We start from the raw sequence: 18,230 nt of genomic DNA, 5'->3' as shown, positions 1-18,230 counted from the left end.
CCCGCTTGTGGGAGGCGGGCGTGATTTCGTCTTGGGGAGCTAACGCGGCGGCGGCGATGCGGTCGAACCTATTGAAGACGATTTGTCATGAATTGACTTTGTGTAATCTGTAAATCCATGACAACGTGACATCCATGGTCACGACTGACAAAAAGCTCTTCCTCGGCGGCCGGCTGAAGCGGCTGCGGCGCGACATCGGCGTCACCCAGGCCCGCATGGCCGAGGAACTGGGCGTTTCGCCCAGCTACCTGAACCTGCTGGAGCGCAACCAGCGGCCGGTCACCGCCCAGATGCTGCTGCGGCTGGCGGAAGCCTATGACCTGGACCTGCGCACCCTGTCGGCAGACGATCCCGGCGGCGGGGCGGGGCTGGAAGAGGTGCTGGCCGACAAGATGTTCGCCGACCTCGGCATCGGCCGGCACGAGGCCGCCGAGGTGGCCGAGCTGTCGCCGGCTCTGGCCGAGGCCGTGGCCCGCCTCTACCGCGCCTATCTCGATCGCGGCCGGATGATCGACCTGGGCGCCTTCGAGCGGCCGGACGGAACGCCCGCCGTGTCGTCCTCGCCCACCGACTGGGTCCGCGACCTGGTCGGCTCGCAGCGCAACCACTTCGCCGAGCTGGAGACGGCGGCCGAGGCCATCGTCGCCGCCCTCGACGCCGACCCGCAGGACCTCGGCCCCGCCGTGCGCGAGCGCCTGCTGGACCGGTTCGGCATCCAGGTGCGGGTCATGCCGGTCGAGGTCATGGCCGGCTCGCTGCGCCGCTACGACCACCACCGCAAGCGGCTGATGGTGTCGGAGACCCTGGCCCCGGCCAGCCGCATCTTCGCCATGTGCTACCAGCTCGGCCTGATGGAGGCGCCCGAGGCCCTCACGCGCCTGGCCGACCGCTTCGCCGCCCCCGACCGGGCCACGCGCCAGCTGTTGAAGGTGTTCCTCGACAACTACCTCGCCGCCGCGATCATGATGCCCTACGAGCCGTTCCACGCGGCCATGGAGGCCGGCGGCTACGACATCGAGCGGGCCCGCTCGCGGTTCGGGGTCAGCTACGAGCAGGCCGCCCAGCGCCTGACCACGCTCAGCCGGCCCGGCGCCCGGGGGATTCCGTTCTTCATGATGCGGTTGGACGCGGCGGGGAACATCTCCAAGCGCTTCGCCGCCGGCCCCTTCCCGTTCTCGCGCTTCGGCGGCGCCTGCCCGCGCTGGAACGTCCACGACAGCTTCAAGACCCCCGGCCGCATCGTCACCCAGGTAATCGAGACCCCCGACGCCGCCCGCTACTTCACCCTGTCGCGCACCGTGCGGCGGGTGTCGGGGCTTCAAGCCGGCTTGGAGGACGAACTGGTCATCGGCCTGGGCTGCGAGCTGAAATACGCCAGCAAGCTGGTCTACGCCCGCGGCCTCGACATCGCCGCCCCAGTCACCGTCGAGATCGGCCCCTCCTGCCGCATCTGCGAACGCCCCGCCTGCCCGCAGCGCGCGGCCGCGCCGATCAACCGGACGCTGCTGGTGGAAGAGGCCACCAAGTCGGTGACGCCGTTCCCGTTCGCGCGGTGAAGCCAAGCGCCCGCCCTTGCAGCAGACGAAGTATTTTCAACTATGAGTGGAAAGCGGACATGCGGTTCTCTATCGTTCCGTCCTGAAACGAAGGAGTTCGGTGGTGTCGCTGAGAGCCCTGCTTTCCCGCTTCGAAGACAAGCCGCTCAAGATGACGGTGCTGGTGATCGTCGCGATCGTGGCCGCGCGCCTGGCGGGCGAGTTTGGGATCGGCTTCGCCCAAGGGGTCATCGCAGGTTTCGCAGACGGGATTTAGCCGCGCTGCCCCCGACTGGAAGTTCGGTTCGCCGGCTTGACCTCCCCTACCGCGGCATCGTTCTCGCCTGCACCCGCACGATCCGGCAGCGCGTCGCCCCGAACTTGGTGGCGCAGAAGCCCGTCTCGTCCGAGCCCGGATGGATCACCGCCCAACGGTCGCGATCGCACTGATGCCAGGTCTGGCGAAAGCCGCCGCGGTCGTCATAGAGGAACACCGGCGTATCGCCGTCGGTGTAGAACCGGGTCATGCCGGTAAAGCCGCCGAAGCTGGTCTTGCCGTTGACCACGCCGCAGACCCGGCCGGTGCGCATCATCCACACCCCGCCCAGCTCCAGCGGCCGTGACTGCTTCATCCGCGCGACCAGGATCGGCTTGACCACGGCCCAGCGCTGAGCGGCCTGCGCCCGCGCCGGCTCCAGGGCCGTCCCCTTAGCCGGCGGCAGCGCGCCCATGGCCCGCTCGAAGCGGACGAAGTCGAAGATCGTATAGGCCAGGGCGGCCAACAGGCTCAGGGCCAGGCCGGTCCCCAGAATGCGCCGGACCAGGGCGGCGCGGTTGCGGTCGGCATCAGCGTCGGGGACAGGCAGGACGAACGACATGCGCGGATATCTCCCTGAAAGCCAGGCAAATATTACGCATGTAATTCTAACTCATTCAACCCTTGGCCGGTTAAATGCCCCCTACCGCGCCACCGCCTCGACGTGACGGTTCAGCGGCGGCGGGGTGACGCCGTCGACGAACACCCGGGCCTCGCCGCCGGGCACGCGGAAAGCGGGCACGTCCAGGCCGCGCGGCGCCAGGCTCCAGACGGCCAGCACGGTCATGGCTGTCAGCGCCGCGATGGTGACCGCCAGCCCCTCGGCGGCGACAGGACCCGGAGCGGCCAGCACCCGCACGCGGGCGACCAGCGGATGGCGGCCGAAGGCGCAGGCCAGCGGCGAGGCGGCCGTGCAGGCATGGGCCTTCATCAGCGTCTCGGCATAGCGCTTGCGGGCCTTGGGGTGCAGGGCCACGACGTCGCCGTCGCAGGCGATCTCCTGGTCCAGGCGGGCGATCGCCGCGCCCAGGTGGACCATCGGGTTCAGCCAGCCCAGCACCTGGCAGGCGGTGATGATCAGGTTGCCGCGCGGGTCGCCGCGCCGCATGTGGGCGCGCTCGTGGGCCAGGACGAGGTCGCGTTCGGCCGCGTCGAAACGCTGGTCGAAGTCGTGCGGAATGACCAGGCGCGGACAGAACACGCCCATGACCGCCGGCCCTTCCAGGCCGGCGCGGGCGCGGATCCGAAAGGCCCGCTCGGCCAGGGCGATGAAGCCGGCCAGGCCGACAACGCCGACGATCCACACCGTCAGCAGGGACACCGCCAGCAGCCGTTCGGGCGGCTGGGCCGCCGCGCCCGCCTTCAGGGCTTCCGACAGGCTGGGGAAGATGCTGACCAGGGCCGCGATCGGCGCCAGGCGCCACAGCTTGTAGACCGCCTCGGGACCGACCAGGCGGCGCACCGGAACGCGCAGCACCAGGACCAGCAGCACGCCGGCGGCGGCGGCGAACTGCACGCGCAGCAGGGTCAGGGCCAGCAGTTCAACCAGCATCGTCCAGCTCCGCGATCAGCTGCTTCAGCTGCTTGACCTCGTCGGGCGACAGCGAGCGGTGCTTGGCGAAATGGGCGACCAGCGGGGTGAGCCGACCGTCGAACAGCCGATCGAGCAGGCCCTGGCTCTCGCTTTGCAGATACTCCGCGCGGCTGACGATCGGCACGTAGCGCACGCGGCCGTCGATGCGGCGTGACTCGATGGCCTTGCGCTTGAGCAGGCGGTTGATCAGCGTCTTGACCGTGGCCTCGCCCCACCCCTGCGGGGCGGCGACGGCCTCGAGGATCTCCTCGACGGTCAGGGGGCTCTGGGTCCAGAGCGACTCCATGACGTGGCTTTCGGCTTGGGTGATGCTCATGACGGCCTGCTGCGCTGCTGAACCGAATGATTACGCCCGTAAATGACCTCGTCAAGCGATGCTTGGCGGACGGGGACGAGCGGGTAAGAGTGCGGCCATGACTCGCCTCCCCCTTCGCCTCGACGAACGCCTCGCCCCCTGCGGCCCGATCATCGACGACAAGGCGGCCGAGCGCGCCCACGAAGGCATCGCCCGCCGGGTCGGCGAGCGGATGGCGAGCATCGACGCCGCCTGGCCGGCCCTGGCCCCGGTGTTCGCCGCCAGCCCCTACCTCGCGGGCCTCGCCCGTCGCGACGGCGCGCGCCTGCCGACGATCCTGGACAGCGATCCGCAAGCCCGCCTGTCGCAGATCCTGGCGGCCGCCGAGGCCGTCGCCGCCGAGCCCGACTTCGAGACCGCCCGCCGGATCCTGCGCGACCTGAAGGCCGACCTGCACCTGCTGACCGCCCTCTGCGACCTGGGCGGGGTGTGGGACCTCGACGCGGTGACCGGCGCCCTCACCCGCTTTGCCGACGCCTCGCTGCACGCCGCCCTGGCCCAGGCCGCCCGGGTCGAGGTGGCGCGCGGCGCCCTGACCCATGTCGGAGACGGCGCCGACGGCCCGAATCCGGGCCTGTTCTGCATCGCCATGGGCAAGCACGGCGCCTTCGAGCTGAACTATTCCAGCGACATCGACTTTTCGATCTTCTACGCGCCCGAGGCCCTGCCGGTGAGCGACGGAACCGAGCCGCAGGGCGTGGCCGTGCGCCTGACCCAGCACCTGGGTCGGATGCTGGCCGAGCGCACCGCCGACGGCTACGTCTTCCGCATCGACCTGCGCCTGCGTCCCGACCCCAGCTCGACCCCGCCGGCCATGCCGATCGAGGCGGCCCTCGATTACTACGAGAGCGTCGGCCAGAACTGGGAGCGGGCGGCCCACATCAAGGCCCGGATCGCGGCCGGCGACCTGGCGCGCGGCGAGGCGTTCCTCGAAGAGCTTCAGCCCTTCATCTGGCGGCGCAATCTCGACTTCGCCGCCATCGCCGACATCCACTCGATCAAGCGCCAGATCCACGCCTACAAGGTGGACGAGCGGCTGGAGGCCAAGGGCGCGGACCTGAAGCTGGGGCGCGGCGGCATCCGCGAGATCGAGTTCTTCGTCCAGACCCAGCAGTTGATCCTCGGCGGCCGCCATCCGGACCTGCGCAGCCCGCGCACCCTGGACGCCCTGGCCGCTCTGCGCGACGCCGGCCACGTCACCCCTGACGACTGCGCCTATCTGACCGCCGCCTATCACGACCTGCGGGCCCTGGAGCACCGGGCCCAGATGATCGCCGACGACCAGACCCACAAGCTGCCGGAGTCCGACGCCGACCGGAAGAAGGTCGCCGCCCTGTGGAACCACGGCAACCTGCGCAGCTTCGACTCCGCCGTCGGCAAGATGCTGAAGGGCGTCAACCAGCGCTACGGCGCCCTGTTCAAGGGCGAGGAGGAGCTGTCGTCGCGGTTCGGCAGCCTCGTCTTCACCGGCGTCGAGGACGATCCGGAGACCCTGGCGACGCTGAAGCGCATGGGCTTCTCGTCGCCCGAGCGGGTGGCCGCCACCATCCGCGGCTGGCACCACGGCCACATCGCCGCCACCCGCACCGAGCGCAGCCGCGAGCTGTTCACGCGCCTGGCCCCTCGCCTGCTCGACGCGGCCAACGCCACCGGCGCGCCGGACGCGGCCTTCAACCGGTTCGGCGACTTCTTCTCGTCGCTGAGCTCGGGCGTGCAGATCCAGTCGCTGTTCCTGGCCCAGCCGCGGCTGTTCGAGCTGGTGGTGCAGGTCATGGCCTTCGCCCCGCGCCTGGCGACCACCCTGGCCCGCCGGCCGACGGCGCTGGACGCCCTGCTGGACCCGGCCTTCTTCGGTCCTATGGAGATGCCGGATGAGATTCCCTGGGATCCTTCCGAGTTCGAGCCGTCGATGGACGCGGCCCGGCGCCTGTTCCGCGACCAGTCGTTCCGCATCGGCGTGCGGGTGATGAGCGGCACGGCCGACGCCCGCGACGTGGGCCGGGCCTTCGCCGACCTCGGCGACCTGATCGTCGGCGGCCTCGCCCCCGCGGCCCTGGCCGAGGTCGAGCGGCTGGGCGGCGCCTTCCCGGGACAGGTGGCGGTCGTGGCCCTGGGCAAGGCCGGCTCGCGCGAGATGACCGCCAAGTCCGACCTCGACCTGATGACGCTCTATGCCGCCGACGATCCGGCCGGCGCGTCTGAGATCAAAGGCTGGAGCGCCGACGTCTTCTACGCCCGCTTCACCCAGCGCCTGGCCTCGGCCCTGTCGGCCCCGACCGCCGAGGGCACGCTCTACGAGGTGGATCTGAAACTGCGCCCCTCGGGCAGCAAGGGGCCGGTGGCCGTCAGCTTCGCCGCCTTCGAGGACTATTACGAGCGCGAGTCCGAGACCTGGGAGCTCTTGGCCCTGACCCGCGCCCGGGTGATCTGGGCCAGTTCGCCGGCCTTCCAGGCGCGGGCCGAGGGCGCCATCGAGGCCGCCCTGCGCCGCCCCCGCGACGTCGCCAAGACCGCCGCCGACGTGCTGGAGATGCGCGAACTGATGGAGCGCGAGCGGCCGGGCAAGGGGCCGTGGGATCTCAAGCTCGAACCCGGCGGCCTGGTCGACATCGAGTTCATCGCCCAGTTCCTGCAACTGGCTCACGGCCCTGACGGCGCCCCCCTGGCCCAGAACACCGGCGAGGCCCTGTCGGCCCTGATCGCCGCGGGCCTGGGCGACAAGGCGTCCCTAACCGCGGCCCTGTCGGCCTGGCGGCTGGAGCAGGACCTGTCGCAGCTGATCAAGGTGGCGCTGGAGGACGGCGGCGATCCGGAGGCCGAACCCAAGGCCTTCCGGGCGCTGCTGGCGCGGGCGGGGCATGTGAGCCAGTTCCGCTCGCTGAAGGCCAAGCTGCTGAAGGCCAAGGCCGAGGCGCGGGCGGCGTTCGAGACCGTGGTGAAGGCTTAGCGCAAACCAAAATTCGTCGTCATCCCGGCCGCAGCGCAGCGGAGAGCCGGGACCCAGAAGCAGCCGCATTGCAGTGGCCCCTGGGTCCCGGGTCTACGGCCCGCTTCGCGGTCCTACGCCCGGGATGACGACCTTATTCAGCTAGGAACTCAGTACGCCGGCTCGGGCTCCTTCGCCGCGGCCGTCAGTTGCGCGACATAGGCCTCGTCGGTGGTGAAGGGGATCTCCTTCACGTCGATCAGCAGGCTCTTGTTGGCGCCCACGATCAGGATCTTGGGCACGTAGAAGCCGTTGAACGTGCCCGACACCGCGTAGGGCGTCGTGCCCTTGGCCACGGGGCCGGTCCAGCCCATGACCTTGACGGCCAGGCCGCCGACGAAATCGGGCTCGCGGACCAGCTGGATTCCGCTGGTGAAGTTCGGCGCCGCGCCCTGGACCTTGACGCTGAAGAAGCCCGGGGTGCGCAGGCCGGTCCAGACGTAGGTGGCCTCGGCGGTGTCGAAAGGTTCGGGACCATAGAAACCCATCACGTGTCTCCTCTGGTTGTTGATCGCCTCGCTGGGCGACGCCTGATCGATACGCCCCGGCCAAAACACAATCTGTGCGCGCATTCACAATATAACTATTTCAAGCTGCACCATGAGGAAATGCGCGCGACGCGGTCGTGAAAAAGGCGCCGCGGCCTTTAAACCTTCGCCCAGCCCGATACGTATCTTCAAGGCCAAGCCCGGAGCCCCGCGATGCTGATCCGCCACCGTCCCGACCTGACCGAGAACGACGTCACCGATCGCGGGCTCTATCTGCGGCGGCGCGAGTTCATCGCCGGCGCGGCGGGCCTTGGGCTGGCGGGGCTCGGATTGGCGGGATCGGGCGGAGCGGCGGCCGCCGCGCCCCTGGCCTTCACCAAGGGCTTCTCGACCCCGGAAAAGCCGACGCCGAAGGACGACATCACCAGCTACAACAACTTCTACGAATTCGGCGTCGACAAGAGCGATCCGGCCGAGAACGCCGGACGCTTGAAGACTCGTCCCTGGACCGTCCGCGTCGACGGCGCCTGCGAGGCGCCCCGCACCTTCGACATCGACGAGCTGATCAAGGGCCAGAAGCTGGAGGAGCGGATCTATCGCCTGCGCTGCGTCGAGGGCTGGTCGATGGTCATCCCCTGGGTCGGCTTTCCGTTGAAGGACCTGATCGCGGCGGTCAAACCCACATCAAAGGCCAAGTTCGTCGCCTTCGAGACCCTGATGCGGCCCTCGGAAATGACCGGCCAGAAGTGGGACGTGCTGCAATGGCCCTATCGCGAGGGCCTGCGCATCGACGAGGCGACCCACCCCCTGGCCCTGATCGCCGTCGGCCTCTACGGCGAGACCCTGCCCAACCAGAACGGCGCGCCGCTGAGGCTGGTCGTGCCGTGGAAGTACGGCTTCAAGAGCATCAAGTCGATCACCCGCATCAGCCTGGTCGACCGCCAGCCGCCGACCGCCTGGAACCGCTCGGCCCCGCGCGAATATGGCTTCTATTCCAACGTCAATCCGGCCGTGGACCACCCCCGCTGGTCGCAGGCCAGCGAGCGGAGGATCGGCGAGTTCCGGCGGCGCGAGACGCTGGCGTTCAACGGTTATGGGGAATGGGTGGCGGACCTGTATCGCGGCATGGATCTGAAGAAGTTCTACTGATGGCTCAGCCCCCTCAGTCGCTCCGCGACAGCTCCCCCAGAGGGGGAGCATCATCCGCGCCGACCAAATCCTTCCCCTCTGGGGGAGGTGGCCCGGAGGGCCGGAGGGGGTCTGCGCGGAGGCCCTCGAAAACCCGCGACAACCTCGTCTACGCCGCCGTCTGGCTGGCCTGCGCCGCGCCGCTGGTCTGGCTGGCCTTCCGCGCCTTCACCGGCGACCTGGGCGCCAATCCGATCGAGGCCCTGATCCGCCAACTGGGCGTCTGGGGCCTGCGGCTGCTGCTGGTCGGCCTGGCGATCACGCCTGCGGCGATGATCCTGAAGAAGCCGCGCCTGGTCCGCTTTCGCCGCACGATCGGCCTGTTCGCCTTCGCCTACGTGACGCTGCACCTCTTCAGCTACATCGGCGTCGACCTCTATTTCGACGTCGGCCAGCTGGTGAAGGACATCCTCAAGCGGCCGTTCATCACCCTGGGGATGGCGGCGTTCGTGCTGCTGATCCCGCTGGCGGTGACCTCGACCAACGGCTGGGTGATCCGCATGGGCCGCGCGGCCTGGAGCCGGCTGCACTGGCTGATCTATGTCATCGTGCCGCTAGGGGTGGCCCACTACTACCTGCTGGTGAAGGCCGACCACCGGCCGCCGCTGGTCTACGGCGCGATCCTGGCGGTGCTGCTGGGGTGGCGGGTTTGGAGGCGTTTTGCGACGCGCTAGCTCCCTTCCCCCTTGATGGGGGAAGGGTCGGGGATGGGGGTGACCACCCACCGCTCCGCCGCACCACGACTGACCGCTGCAGCCACCCCCACCCAACCCTCCCCCATCAAGGGGGAGGGCTTTTCTTGAACCTACTTCCCCGCCGTCTTCGCGAACGCCTGCGCCTGGCCCAGCAGCCGCAGCACATTGCCGCTCCAGATCGCCTCAATGTCGGCGTCGCTATACCCCGCCGCCTTCAGCCGCGCGGTGATCTTGGGCAGGTCGGCCACGTCCTCCAGGCCCTCGACGCCGCCGCCGCCGTCCCAGTCGGCGCCGACGCAGACGGCTTTCGGGCCGCCGATCTTCAGCACGTGGGTCATGCTGTCCATGAAGATGTCAAAGTTGGCGCGGATCGGCGGGTACTGCTTGTCGAGCTCCCCGCGCTTCCTGGCGTAGGCGACGACGTCGGCCTGGGTGGCGACCTCGTCGGCCGGCGGCCTGCCCAGCGCTTCCAGGGCGGCCTTGCGCTCTGGGCTGGCCGGAGCCGCCTTCAGATAGACCGAGTTGATGCAGATCGCCCCGCCGCTGTCGGCGATGCGCTTGATGTGGGCGTCGTCGAGATTGCGCGGGTGGTCGAAGACGGCCTTGGCGCCCGAGTGCGAGGCGATGATCGGAACCTTCGACAGGGCCACGGCCTGGTCGACCACGTCGTCAGAGGCATGGCTGACGTCGATCAGGATCCCCAGGCGATTGGCCTCGGCCAGCCAGCGCAGGCCCAGCGGCGAGAAGCCGTTCCAGATCTTGCCCTTGGGGTCGGTCGAGCTGTCGGCGAACTGGTTGTTGCGGAAGTGCACCGGCCCGGCCATCCGCACGCCGGCCTTGTAGAAGGTCTGCAGCAGGGTCAGGTCTTCGCCGATCGGCCAGCTGTTCTCGATGCTCTGGAAAGCGAACTTCTTGCCGGCCTTGTTGATGCGGACCGCGTCCTCCGGCGTGTAGGCCAGCTCGAACTTGTCGCTGTGGGCGGCCACCATCTCGCGGATCTCGGTGGCCCGGGTCAGGGCGAAGTCGCGGGCGTAGCGATAGCCCTCGGCGGTCAGGTCGCCCTGGCCGGTGTAGATCACGAAGAACCCGCCATCGAGGCCCCCGTCGTTCATCCGCGGCAGGTCCACCTGGGTGAAGTCCTGCCCCACCGTGTGGCGGTCGGTCATGCTCCAGCCGGGCCGCGAGAAGTGCTCGGGCGTGTCGAGGTGGGTGTCCAGGGTCAGGATGCGCTCGTGCAGGGCCTTATCAGCCTTCGAGACTGGCGCGTCGGCGGCTTGGGCGGAAGCGCCCAGCAGGGCGGTCGAGGCGAGCAGGACTGACAGCAGACGACGCATGGAACACTCCGGAACAGCTGATCCGGTCAAGCTCTGCGGCGCCGCGCCCCGCGTCAAGGATATTAGATTTTCTCCGCGCCCACTTTTGGAGGGTGAGCGTCAGATCAGCCCCAGCGCCTTGAAGCTGGCCACGCCCTCGCGGCCGACCACCAGGTGGTCGTGGACGACGATGCCCAACGCCTTGCCGGCGGCGATGATCTGCTTGGTCATCTCGATGTCCGGCCGCGAAGGGGTGGGATCTCCACTGGGGTGATTGTGGAGCAGAATGACGTTGGAGCTGGCCAGCTCCAGCGCCCGGCGCATCACCTCGCGCGGATAGACCGGGGCGTGGTCGACCGTGCCGTGGTTCATCACCTCGTCGGCGATCAGCTGGTTCTTCTTGTCGAGGAACAGCACCCGGAACTGCTCGCGGGACTCGTTGGCCAGGGCCACCCGCACATAGCCCAGCAGCGCCGTCCACGACGAGATCACCGGCCGTTTGGCGATGGTTTCGCGGCCGGCGCGCAAGGTGGCCTCGTGCAGAATCTTCAGCTCGACGGCGGCGGCCTCGCCCACGCCGGAGACGATCTTCAGCTCCTCGACGCTGGCCCCGATCACGCCCGCGAACGAGCCGAACCGGGCCAGCAGCGCTTTCGCCAAGGGTTTGACGTCGCCGCGCGGCAGGCTGCGGAAGAGATAGAGCTCGAGCAGTTCGTAGTCGGGCAGAGCGGCGAGACCGCCGGCCCTGGCCCGCTCGCGCAGGCGCTCGCGATGGCCGCTCTGGTGCGACGGCGCTGCCGCCGGCGCCTTGGGCGCGCGCGGCGCGGCCTCCGACACCTTCAAGGACTTGCCGCTGACCATCGCGCCCCTCTGCGAGAGCGGGATTAGAGCTTAGCAATCTGGAGTTGTCGAGAGTGGTTCCCTCAAGATGTCATCACCCGCTTCATGCGGGTGACCCAAGCGGCGTTGCCGCCTCGGCTTGGGTCGCCCGGACAAGCCGGGCGATGACTTCTGGAAGGGATGCGTGGAAAGGGAGCTCCCCGATCAGAACGCCGGAACCACCGCGCCCTTGTACTTCTCCGCCAGGAACGCCTTCACCTCGGGCGAGGTCAGGGCCTTGGCCAGCTTGAGCACGCGGGGATCGGTCGCGTTGTCCGGCCGGCTGACCAGGAAGTTCACATAGGGGCTAGTCTTGTCCTCGATCAGCAGGGCGTCCTTGGACGGGTCGAGCTTGGCGTCGAGGGCGTAGTTGGTGTTGATCACCGCCAGATCGACCTGATTCAGCACCCGCGGCAGGGTCGCCGATTCCAGCTCCTTGAACTTCAGGTTCTTGGGGTTGGCGGTGATGTCCTTCAGGGTCGAGACGGGATTGCTCAGGTCCTTCAGGGTGATCAGGCCGTTGCGGGCCAGCAGCAGCAGGGCGCGGCCGCCGTTGCTGGGCTCGTTGGGGATGGCCACGGTCGCGCCGGCCGGCAGGTCGGCGATCGCCTTGATCTTCGAGGAATAGGCGCCCAGCGGCTCGATGTGCACGCCGGCCACCTTGACCAGGCCCCAGCCGTGGTCGGCGTTGACGGTGTCGAGATAGGGACCGGTCTGGAAGTAGTTCACGTCCAGATGCTTCTCGGCCAGCTGGGTGTTGGGCTGGACGTAGTCGTTGAACACCTTGACGTCGATCTTCAGGCCTTCGACCGCCAGCTTCGGCTTGATGAACTCCAGCACCTCGGCGTGCGGCACGGCGGTGGCGCCAACCACCAGGGTATCGGCGGCCGACGGCGCGGGCTGGCGGCTGCAGGCGGCCAGCAGGGCGAAGGCGGCGAGGCTGAGGAGGGCGGCGCGGCGGGCGACCATGAACGGCTCCGGTAAGTCGATAATTCCGGATGGGTATTGCGCGAAAACGCCGCCGGGGCGGAATCAGTTTTCCTGGGGCGGGGAAGAGGGCGGTGGGCCGGGCCACGCCTCCCCCATCCAGAAGTCATCGCCCGCTTCATGCGGGCGACCCAAGCGGCGCGTCAGGACATGGCCAAGTCGGCTTGGGTCGCCCGAACAAGTCGGGCGATGACTCCCAAGAAGAGAACGGACCGTCGCCTTAAGCCTCGTTGGCCGGATCTTCCGGGCCCTGGATCGTCCAGTTCGACACGAAGTCGGGGTTCTCCAGCACCTCGCCATTGGCCAGGGTGTAGGTCCCCGGCTGGGCGGCCTGGATGTTCGAGGTCTGGGGCGGCAGCAGATAGGTGTCGCCGTCGTCCTCCTCGCCCAGCAGGTCGACCAGGATGCCCTCGTCGAGCTCGGCCGACAGGATGACGCCGTGGAACTGTTCGACTTCCTCGATCTCGCCGTCGGCGTCGAGGAAGGTCAGGCCCACCAGGATGGTCTTGCCCGGCAGGGTCTCGGCCAGGGCGGCGTCCCAGTGCTCGGGCGGCGGGGCGGGAAGGATGATGTCGTCGCTCATGAGCGGGTTCTAGGACGGCGGCTTTGCGCTCGCAACGCCCGCCCGATCAACGATGCGAAACCCGCCGCACCACCACGTCGCCGACCATCTGCAGCACCTGCACCAGGATCAGCAGCAGCACCACGGTCACCACCATGACGTCGGTCTGGAAGCGCTGGTAGCCGAAGCGGATGGCCAGGTCTCCGAGGCCCCCGGCCCCGACCACCCCGGCCATGGCGGTGTAGGAGACCAGCGCGATGGCCGTCACCGTGCCCCCGGCGATGATGCCGGGCATGGCTTCGGGCAGCAGCGCGCCCAGCACCACCTGCCGGCGGGTGGCGCCCAGGGCGAAGCTGGCCTCGACCACGCCCTTGTCGACCTCGCGCAGGGCGGTCTCGACCAGGCGGGCGTAGAACGGCGCGGCTCCCACCACCAGCGGCGGGATGGCCCCGGCCACGCCCAGCGAGGTGCCGACCAGCAGCACGGTCAGCGGGATCATCACGATCAGCAGGATCACGAACGGCACCGAGCGCAGGATGTTGACCAGCAGGCCCAGCGCCGTGTGCCCGGCCTTGTGCTCCAGCATCTGGCCCTTGCCGGTCAGGAACAGGATCACGCCCAACGGCAGGCCCAGGATCACGGTCAGGGCCATCGAACCGCCGAGCATGGTCAGGGTGTCGAGGCTGGCCAGACCGATATCCGTCCAGTCGATGTTGGCGAACAGGCTCACCGGGCGTCCTCCAGACGATCCACCCACACGCCGGCGGCCTCGAAGCGGGTGATGGCGGCCTCGATGTCGCCGCCGGTCAGGGCCAGAGTCAGCTGGCCGTACGGAGCATCGCGCAGCTTGTGGATACGGCCGCCGAGGATCGAATAGTCGACGCCAGTCTCGCGGGCTACCGCGCCCAGCACGGGCTTATAGGTGGCCTCGCCCTTGAAGGTCAGCCGCACCAGCACGCCGGCCGGCAGGGCGATCTCGGAGACCTCCTCGGCCTCGCCCACGAAGCGGCGGGCCGTGCCGCTGGCCGGGTGCAGGAACACCTCCTCCACCGGACCTTCCTCGACCACGCGGCCGGCCTCCAGCACCGCCACCCGGTCGCAGACGCGGCGCACCACGTCCATCTCGTGGGTGATCAGCACGATGGTCAGGCCCAGTTCGCGATTGAGGTCGGAGATCAGGGCCAGGATCTGCTCGGTGGTCTCGGGATCGAGTGCGCTGGTGGCCTCGTCGCAGAGCAGGATCTTCGGCCCCGTCGCCAGGGCCCGGGCGATGCCGACCCGCTGCTTCTGGCCGCCCGACAGCTGGGCCGGATACTTGGCCGCCTGGTCGGTCAGCCCCACCCGCGCCAAGAGTTCAGCCGTCCGCGTCTTGATCCGCGCCGGCTCCCAGCCCGCAAGCTTCAGCGGGAAGGCGACGTTCTGCTCGACGGTCTTGGACGACAGCAGGTTGAAGTGCTGGAAAATCATCCCCACCCGCCGGCGCAGGGCGCGAAGCCCGGCGACGTCGAGCGCGGCAACGTCGTCGCCGTCGACCACCAGCTTGCCGCCGGTCGGCGTTTCCAGGCCGTTGATCAGCCGGATCAGGGTCGACTTGCCCGCCCCCGAGGCGCCGATGACCCCGAACACCTCGCCCTGCGCGACCTCGAGCGAAGCCTCGCGCAAGGCGGCATGACCCGTCGCGCCGCGGGCGGCGGGATAGGTCTTGGAGACGGAGTCGAAGCGGATCACCGGCGGCGGGTCCTTACTTTGCGGCGGCCGCCGGCGCGGCGGCGCGCGGCGGGGCGTTCTTGACGTAGCGGTCCATCCAGTCGGTCATCTCCCACAGGGTGTGCATCACCGACTCCCGGGCGCGATAGCCGTGCGCCTCGTAGGGCAGCACCGTATAGCGCACCGTCGCGCCCGCCCCCTTCAGCGCGGCGTAGAAGCGCTCGCTCTGGATCGGGAAGGTGCCGGAATTGTCGTCCGCCTCGCCGTGGATCAGCAGGATCGGCTCGTTGACCTGCTTCACATAGGTGAAGGGGCTCATCTTCGTATAGGTGTCGGTCGCCTGCCAGTAGGTGCGCTGCTCGGACTGGAAGCCGAACGGCGTCAGGGTGCGGTTGTAGGCGCCCGAGCGGGCGATGCCGGCCCGGAACAGGTCGGTGTGGGCCAAGAGGTTGGCGGTCATGAAGGCGCCGTAGCTGTGGCCGCCCACGGCGATGCGGTCGCGATCGGCCACGCCCAGCGCCACCACCGCGTCGACGGCCGCCTTGGCGTCGGCGGTCAGCTGCTCGATATAGGTGTCGTTGGGCTCGGCCCCGTCCTTGCCGATGATCGGCATGCCCGGACCGTCGAGCACCGCGTAGCCCTGGGTCAGCAGGAACAGCGGGCTGGCGCCGCCCGGCCGGGTGAAGCGGTTGCCCGCGTCCACCGTCTGGCCGGCCACCGAGGCGTCGGTGAACTCTTCCGGATAGGCCCACATCAGCATCGGCAGCGGGCCGTCCTTGGCCTTGTCGTAGCCGGCCGGCAGGTAGAGGTCGCCCGACAGCTTCACCCCGTCGGGGCGGCTGTAGGTGATGGTCTGCTTGGTGACGCCGGCGAACTGCGGGGCGCGATCGACGAAGGCCGTCAGGGCCTTGCCGTTTCCGCCTTTCAGGGGTTTGACGAAGTAGTTCGGAACCTCGTCCTTGCTCTCGCGGCGGGTGATCAGGGTCTTGCCGGCCTCGTCGGCCAGGGCCACCGGCGTCTCGTAGTACGGAGCCTTGGCCTGCCAGATGCGCGCGGTCTTGCCGTCGGCCAGGTTCATCACGCCCACGAACGGGAACTCGCCCTTGGCGCTGGCCCCGTCGCCGGTGACGAACACGCCCTTGCCGTCCGGCGTGAAGTGCAGCACCGCCTCACCCTGGGCGTTGCGGCGGCTGACCGCGTCGCCCGGATCGCCGTAGCGGTCCTGGTAGTTGCGCTCCAGCAGCAGGCGGCTCTCGCCGGGCTTGGACGGATCGACCGCCAGGCGCTTTTCCTTGCGGTTGTCGAACCAGCGGCTGGTGACTAGGGCGAAGTCGCCGCGGCCCCAGTCGATGCCGGCATAGCGGAGGTCGAGGTCGACCAGGGTCGCGGGCGCGGCGTCGAACGGCGCGGCCTGGGTCAGGACGCGGTCGTGGATGGCGACCTTCTTCTTGGGATCGCCGCCGTCCTGGGCCTCGACCCAGACCAGGGTGGCCGGCGCGTCGGCCCGCCACTGGGCGCTGCGGGGCCCTGCCACCACCGCGTCGAAGGCGGCCGACAGGTTGTCGGCCAGGGGACGGTCGACCACGGTCTTGACCAGCTTGCCGTCAGCGGCGTTCAGCACCCGCACCTCGGTCGGGAAACGACCGGCCGGCACCAGGTAGCTGTAGGGACGCTTCAGCCGCGTCTCGAGCAGGTAGCGACCGTCGGGCGAGGTGGAAAAGCCGCTGATCACGCCGGGCGCGCCGACCGGGGTCGCCGCGCCGTCGGCCAGGGCCACGCGGGTCAGCTGGCTGGTGAAGTAGTGGTCGAACAGGGCCTCGTCATGGGCGTTGGCCAGCAGGTCCTGATAGGTGCGGATGGCGGCGGTGCGGCCGGCGGCCTGCTGCACGATCGGGCCTTCCGGCGCCGCCGGCTCGGCCGGCGCGGAGCCGCGTCCGGCCGGGATCTGCCGCACCAAGAGGCCGCTGTCGTCGGGCAGCCAGTCATAGCCGACCGACCCGAAGGCGGCGTTCAGCACCGGACCGGTCAGCCTGCGCGCCGTGGCCGTCTTCAGGTCGGCGACCCACAGCTCCAGGCCCGTGGGGGCCTCCATCACGAAGGCCAGGCTCTGGCCGTTGGTCGACCAGCGGGTCTCGATGAAGCGCGCGCCATCCGGCAGGGCGACCTTGCGCACCGCGCCGGTCTTCACGTCCTCGAACGACAGGCTGTTCATCCAGGTCGTGCGGGCCTCGGTCGGGCCGTTGATGCGCGGGTTCAGGCGATAGCCGCCCAGGCGCAGGATCGGATCGGCCACCGCCCGGATCGGCGGCAGGTTCTCGCGGCCCAGGATGGCCAGGGTCTTGCGGTCAGGGCTGAGACCGACGCCCGGCGTCGGCGCGGCGTCGAGGATCTGGGCGATCGGCGCGGGCGGCAGGCGATAGGCCTCGCCGGCGGAGGCGACGGACGCACCGCCGATCAGAGCCGCCAGCACGGCGGTCGAAGCAAGGGCCGCCGCGCGGCGACCAAAACGCATATCGAACATGAAGCCCCCGGAACTCTCAGGAAGGGGCAGCAATAGGCGGGCTTACGGCTCAGGTGAACGAAAAAGCGAGTGGAAACCGGATATCGGCGGTCGTTTTCGACCTCCGCGCGATGCGCGCACGGCCCTGCCCGTTCAACGATCCCAGGGTGGCGCGCCCCTGAACGCCTCGGCCAGGAAATCCACCATCAGCCGCACCTTGGCGCTCAGGTGCCGCCGGCTGGGATAGACCGCCAGAACGTCAATGTCCGGCAGGCGCCAGTCGGGCAGCAGTCGCACCAGCCGGCCCGCGCGCAGGTCCTCGCCGATCAGGAAGGTTGGCTGCCAGATCACCCCCTGCCCGGCCAGGGCCGCCGCTCGCGCCGTGTCGCCGTTGTTGGAGAACATCACCGGCCGCATCCGCACGCTCGCCTCGCGCCCGTCTTCATGGGTCAGGCGCCAGTCCTCCGCCATGGCCGTGTAGCTGTAGGCCAGGCACCGATGGGCGGACAGTTCCTCGGGCGTCGTCGGCGTTCCATGGGTCCGCAGATAGTCGGGCGAGGCGCAGACGATGTTGTGCGAGGTCGCCAGCTTGCGCGCCACATGGGCCTGGGAGCCGCCTCTCGAAATGCGGATGGCGAGGTCGTAACCCTCCTCCACCAGATCGACGACCCGGTCGGACAGGCTGATCTCCAGCTCGACCTTCGGGTGAAGCGCCATGAATTTCGGCCACAGCGGGGCCAGGTGCAGCACGCCGAAGCTGAGCGGGGCGTTGATCCGCAATCGCCCGCGCGGTTCGGCGACATTGGCCGAGGCAGCGGCCTCGGCTTCGGCGAACTCGTCGAGAATGGCCCGGGCCCGTTCGTACAGCGCCTCCCCGGCCTCGGTCAGCGACAGCCGGCGGGACGTGCGGTTCAACAGCCGCGCGCCCAGGTGGGCCTCCAGTTCGGCGACATAGCGGGTGACGTTGGCCGGCGAGGTGTCCAGCGCCTCGGCCGCCTTGGCGAAGCCGCCCCTGGCGACGACGGTCGTGAAGACCTCGAATGCGCGCAGCCTGTCCATGAACGTCCAATCATTCCGAAAAACTGAACGATAGAACCTCATTCATCCCATCGTTCAAGATGGGCG

At 69.2% G+C, this 18,230-nt stretch carries 17 protein-coding genes and 1 pseudogene; 6 read left to right on the top strand and 12 right to left on the bottom strand.

Going from position 1 to position 18,230, the window contains the following annotated elements; genetic code table 11:
* Positions 1-134: 134 nt before the first annotated feature.
* Together I4Q42_RS14845 and I4Q42_RS14840 are read left to right on the top strand one after the other, a co-directional pair.
* The gene (locus tag I4Q42_RS14845) at positions 135-1,556 is read left to right on the top strand and encodes a helix-turn-helix domain-containing protein (RefSeq protein WP_198576867.1); all 1,422 of its coding nucleotides are present in this window, start codon (positions 135-137) and stop codon (positions 1,554-1,556) included.
* Between the two features lie 103 nt (positions 1,557-1,659).
* Positions 1,660-1,812 (top strand): hypothetical protein, encoded by a 153-nt coding sequence (locus I4Q42_RS14840; protein ID WP_198576866.1) that lies wholly within the window; start codon positions 1,660-1,662, stop codon positions 1,810-1,812.
* 46 nt (positions 1,813-1,858) lie between these two features.
* Here the strand turns inward: I4Q42_RS14840 and I4Q42_RS14835 are convergent, their stop codons facing one another.
* The 3 genes from I4Q42_RS14835 to I4Q42_RS14825 form a co-directional block, all read right to left on the bottom strand.
* Positions 1,859-2,413: a hypothetical protein gene (locus tag I4Q42_RS14835; RefSeq protein ID WP_198576865.1), complete on the bottom strand. Its 555-nt coding sequence runs from the start codon at positions 2,411-2,413 to the stop codon at positions 1,859-1,861.
* Between the two features lie 81 nt (positions 2,414-2,494).
* Complete coding sequence (locus tag I4Q42_RS14830) at positions 2,495-3,403, bottom strand: M56 family metallopeptidase (RefSeq protein ID WP_198576864.1); 909 nt, start codon at positions 3,401-3,403, stop codon at positions 2,495-2,497.
* The gene (locus I4Q42_RS14825; RefSeq protein WP_198576863.1) at positions 3,393-3,761 is read right to left on the bottom strand and encodes a BlaI/MecI/CopY family transcriptional regulator; all 369 of its coding nucleotides are present in this window, start codon (positions 3,759-3,761) and stop codon (positions 3,393-3,395) included. The genes I4Q42_RS14830 and I4Q42_RS14825 overlap by 11 nt, the downstream gene beginning before the upstream one ends.
* 97 nt (positions 3,762-3,858) lie before the next feature.
* Here I4Q42_RS14825 and I4Q42_RS14820 point away from each other — a divergent pair, with 97 nt between their 5' ends.
* Positions 3,859-6,747: a bifunctional [glutamine synthetase] adenylyltransferase/[glutamine synthetase]-adenylyl-L-tyrosine phosphorylase gene (locus I4Q42_RS14820; RefSeq protein WP_198576862.1), complete on the top strand. Its 2,889-nt coding sequence runs from the start codon at positions 3,859-3,861 to the stop codon at positions 6,745-6,747.
* 20 nt (positions 6,748-6,767) lie between these two features.
* Positions 6,768-6,875, top strand: a pseudogene (locus tag I4Q42_RS26105) (hypothetical protein); the annotation flags it as partial.
* Positions 6,876-6,896: 21 nt separating this feature from the next.
* Here I4Q42_RS26105 and I4Q42_RS14815 read toward each other — a convergent pair.
* A complete protein-coding gene (locus I4Q42_RS14815) occupies positions 6,897-7,274 on the bottom strand; it encodes a hypothetical protein (RefSeq protein ID WP_198576861.1) in 378 nt (125 codons plus the stop codon).
* 213 nt (positions 7,275-7,487) lie between these two features.
* Here I4Q42_RS14815 and msrP point away from each other — a divergent pair, with 213 nt between their 5' ends.
* Positions 7,488-8,423, top strand: coding sequence for a protein-methionine-sulfoxide reductase catalytic subunit MsrP (gene msrP, locus I4Q42_RS14810; protein WP_198576860.1), 936 nt, complete (start codon positions 7,488-7,490; stop codon positions 8,421-8,423).
* Positions 8,423-9,136, top strand: a complete 714-nt coding sequence (gene msrQ / locus I4Q42_RS14805; RefSeq protein ID WP_198576859.1) for a protein-methionine-sulfoxide reductase heme-binding subunit MsrQ — start codon at positions 8,423-8,425, stop codon at positions 9,134-9,136. Before msrP ends, msrQ begins: the two co-directional genes overlap by 1 nt.
* 131 nt (positions 9,137-9,267) lie before the next feature.
* Here msrQ and I4Q42_RS14800 read toward each other — a convergent pair whose 3' ends face one another.
* From I4Q42_RS14800 to I4Q42_RS14765, 8 genes are all read right to left on the bottom strand, one after another.
* Complete coding sequence (locus I4Q42_RS14800; RefSeq protein WP_198576858.1) at positions 9,268-10,491, bottom strand: dipeptidase; 1,224 nt, start codon at positions 10,489-10,491, stop codon at positions 9,268-9,270.
* Positions 10,492-10,590: 99 nt separating this feature from the next.
* Entirely contained in the window at positions 10,591-11,331 is a 741-nt protein-coding gene (gene radC / locus I4Q42_RS14795; protein ID WP_198576857.1) for a RadC family protein, read from the bottom strand.
* Positions 11,332-11,514: 183 nt separating this feature from the next.
* On the bottom strand, positions 11,515-12,318 hold the full coding sequence (locus I4Q42_RS14790; protein ID WP_198576856.1) for a MetQ/NlpA family ABC transporter substrate-binding protein: 804 nt from the start codon (positions 12,316-12,318) through the stop codon (positions 11,515-11,517).
* Positions 12,319-12,556: 238 nt separating this feature from the next.
* The gene (locus I4Q42_RS14785; RefSeq protein ID WP_198576855.1) at positions 12,557-12,919 is read right to left on the bottom strand and encodes a hypothetical protein; all 363 of its coding nucleotides are present in this window, start codon (positions 12,917-12,919) and stop codon (positions 12,557-12,559) included.
* A gap of 46 nt (positions 12,920-12,965) precedes the next feature.
* The gene (locus I4Q42_RS14780; protein ID WP_198577006.1) at positions 12,966-13,565 is read right to left on the bottom strand and encodes a methionine ABC transporter permease; all 600 of its coding nucleotides are present in this window, start codon (positions 13,563-13,565) and stop codon (positions 12,966-12,968) included.
* 59 nt (positions 13,566-13,624) lie between these two features.
* Positions 13,625-14,626 carry a methionine ABC transporter ATP-binding protein gene (locus I4Q42_RS14775; RefSeq protein WP_198576854.1) on the bottom strand — a complete coding sequence of 334 codons (1,002 nt, stop codon included), beginning with the start codon at positions 14,624-14,626 and terminating at the stop codon, positions 13,625-13,627.
* 13 nt (positions 14,627-14,639) lie between these two features.
* Positions 14,640-17,126, bottom strand: coding sequence for a S9 family peptidase (locus I4Q42_RS14770; RefSeq protein ID WP_198576853.1), 2,487 nt, complete (start codon positions 17,124-17,126; stop codon positions 14,640-14,642).
* 132 nt (positions 17,127-17,258) lie between these two features.
* Positions 17,259-18,164 carry a LysR family transcriptional regulator gene (locus I4Q42_RS14765; protein ID WP_198576852.1) on the bottom strand — a complete coding sequence of 302 codons (906 nt, stop codon included), beginning with the start codon at positions 18,162-18,164 and terminating at the stop codon, positions 17,259-17,261.
* Between the last annotated feature and the right edge of the window lie 66 nt (positions 18,165-18,230).

This window comes from Caulobacter hibisci (assembly GCF_016135805.1).
Taxonomy (GTDB): domain Bacteria; phylum Pseudomonadota; class Alphaproteobacteria; order Caulobacterales; family Caulobacteraceae; genus Caulobacter; species Caulobacter hibisci.
Note: the sequence above shows the minus strand (reverse complement) of the source record. Positions and strands in the feature narration are given on the sequence as shown.

Coding starts and splice junctions, on each gene's coding strand:
- I4Q42_RS14845 (WP_198576867.1), top strand. CDS start 135: ATGGTCACGACTGACAAAAAGCTCTTCCTCGGCGGCCGGCTGAAGCGG.
- I4Q42_RS14835 (WP_198576865.1), bottom strand. CDS start 2,413: ATGTCGTTCGTCCTGCCTGTCCCCGACGCTGATGCCGACCGCAACCGC.
- I4Q42_RS14830 (WP_198576864.1), bottom strand. CDS start 3,403: ATGCTGGTTGAACTGCTGGCCCTGACCCTGCTGCGCGTGCAGTTCGCC.
- I4Q42_RS14825 (WP_198576863.1), bottom strand. CDS start 3,761: ATGAGCATCACCCAAGCCGAAAGCCACGTCATGGAGTCGCTCTGGACC.
- I4Q42_RS14820 (WP_198576862.1), top strand. CDS start 3,859: ATGACTCGCCTCCCCCTTCGCCTCGACGAACGCCTCGCCCCCTGCGGC.
- I4Q42_RS14815 (WP_198576861.1), bottom strand. CDS start 7,274: ATGGGTTTCTATGGTCCCGAACCTTTCGACACCGCCGAGGCCACCTAC.
- msrP (WP_198576860.1), top strand. CDS start 7,488: ATGCTGATCCGCCACCGTCCCGACCTGACCGAGAACGACGTCACCGAT.
- msrQ (WP_198576859.1), top strand. CDS start 8,423: ATGGCTCAGCCCCCTCAGTCGCTCCGCGACAGCTCCCCCAGAGGGGGA.
- I4Q42_RS14800 (WP_198576858.1), bottom strand. CDS start 10,491: ATGCGTCGTCTGCTGTCAGTCCTGCTCGCCTCGACCGCCCTGCTGGGC.
- radC (WP_198576857.1), bottom strand. CDS start 11,331: ATGGTCAGCGGCAAGTCCTTGAAGGTGTCGGAGGCCGCGCCGCGCGCG.
- I4Q42_RS14790 (WP_198576856.1), bottom strand. CDS start 12,318: ATGGTCGCCCGCCGCGCCGCCCTCCTCAGCCTCGCCGCCTTCGCCCTG.
- I4Q42_RS14785 (WP_198576855.1), bottom strand. CDS start 12,919: ATGAGCGACGACATCATCCTTCCCGCCCCGCCGCCCGAGCACTGGGAC.
- I4Q42_RS14780 (WP_198577006.1), bottom strand. CDS start 13,565: ATGCTCGGCGGTTCGATGGCCCTGACCGTGATCCTGGGCCTGCCGTTG.
- I4Q42_RS14770 (WP_198576853.1), bottom strand. CDS start 17,126: ATGTTCGATATGCGTTTTGGTCGCCGCGCGGCGGCCCTTGCTTCGACC.
- I4Q42_RS14765 (WP_198576852.1), bottom strand. CDS start 18,164: ATGGACAGGCTGCGCGCATTCGAGGTCTTCACGACCGTCGTCGCCAGG.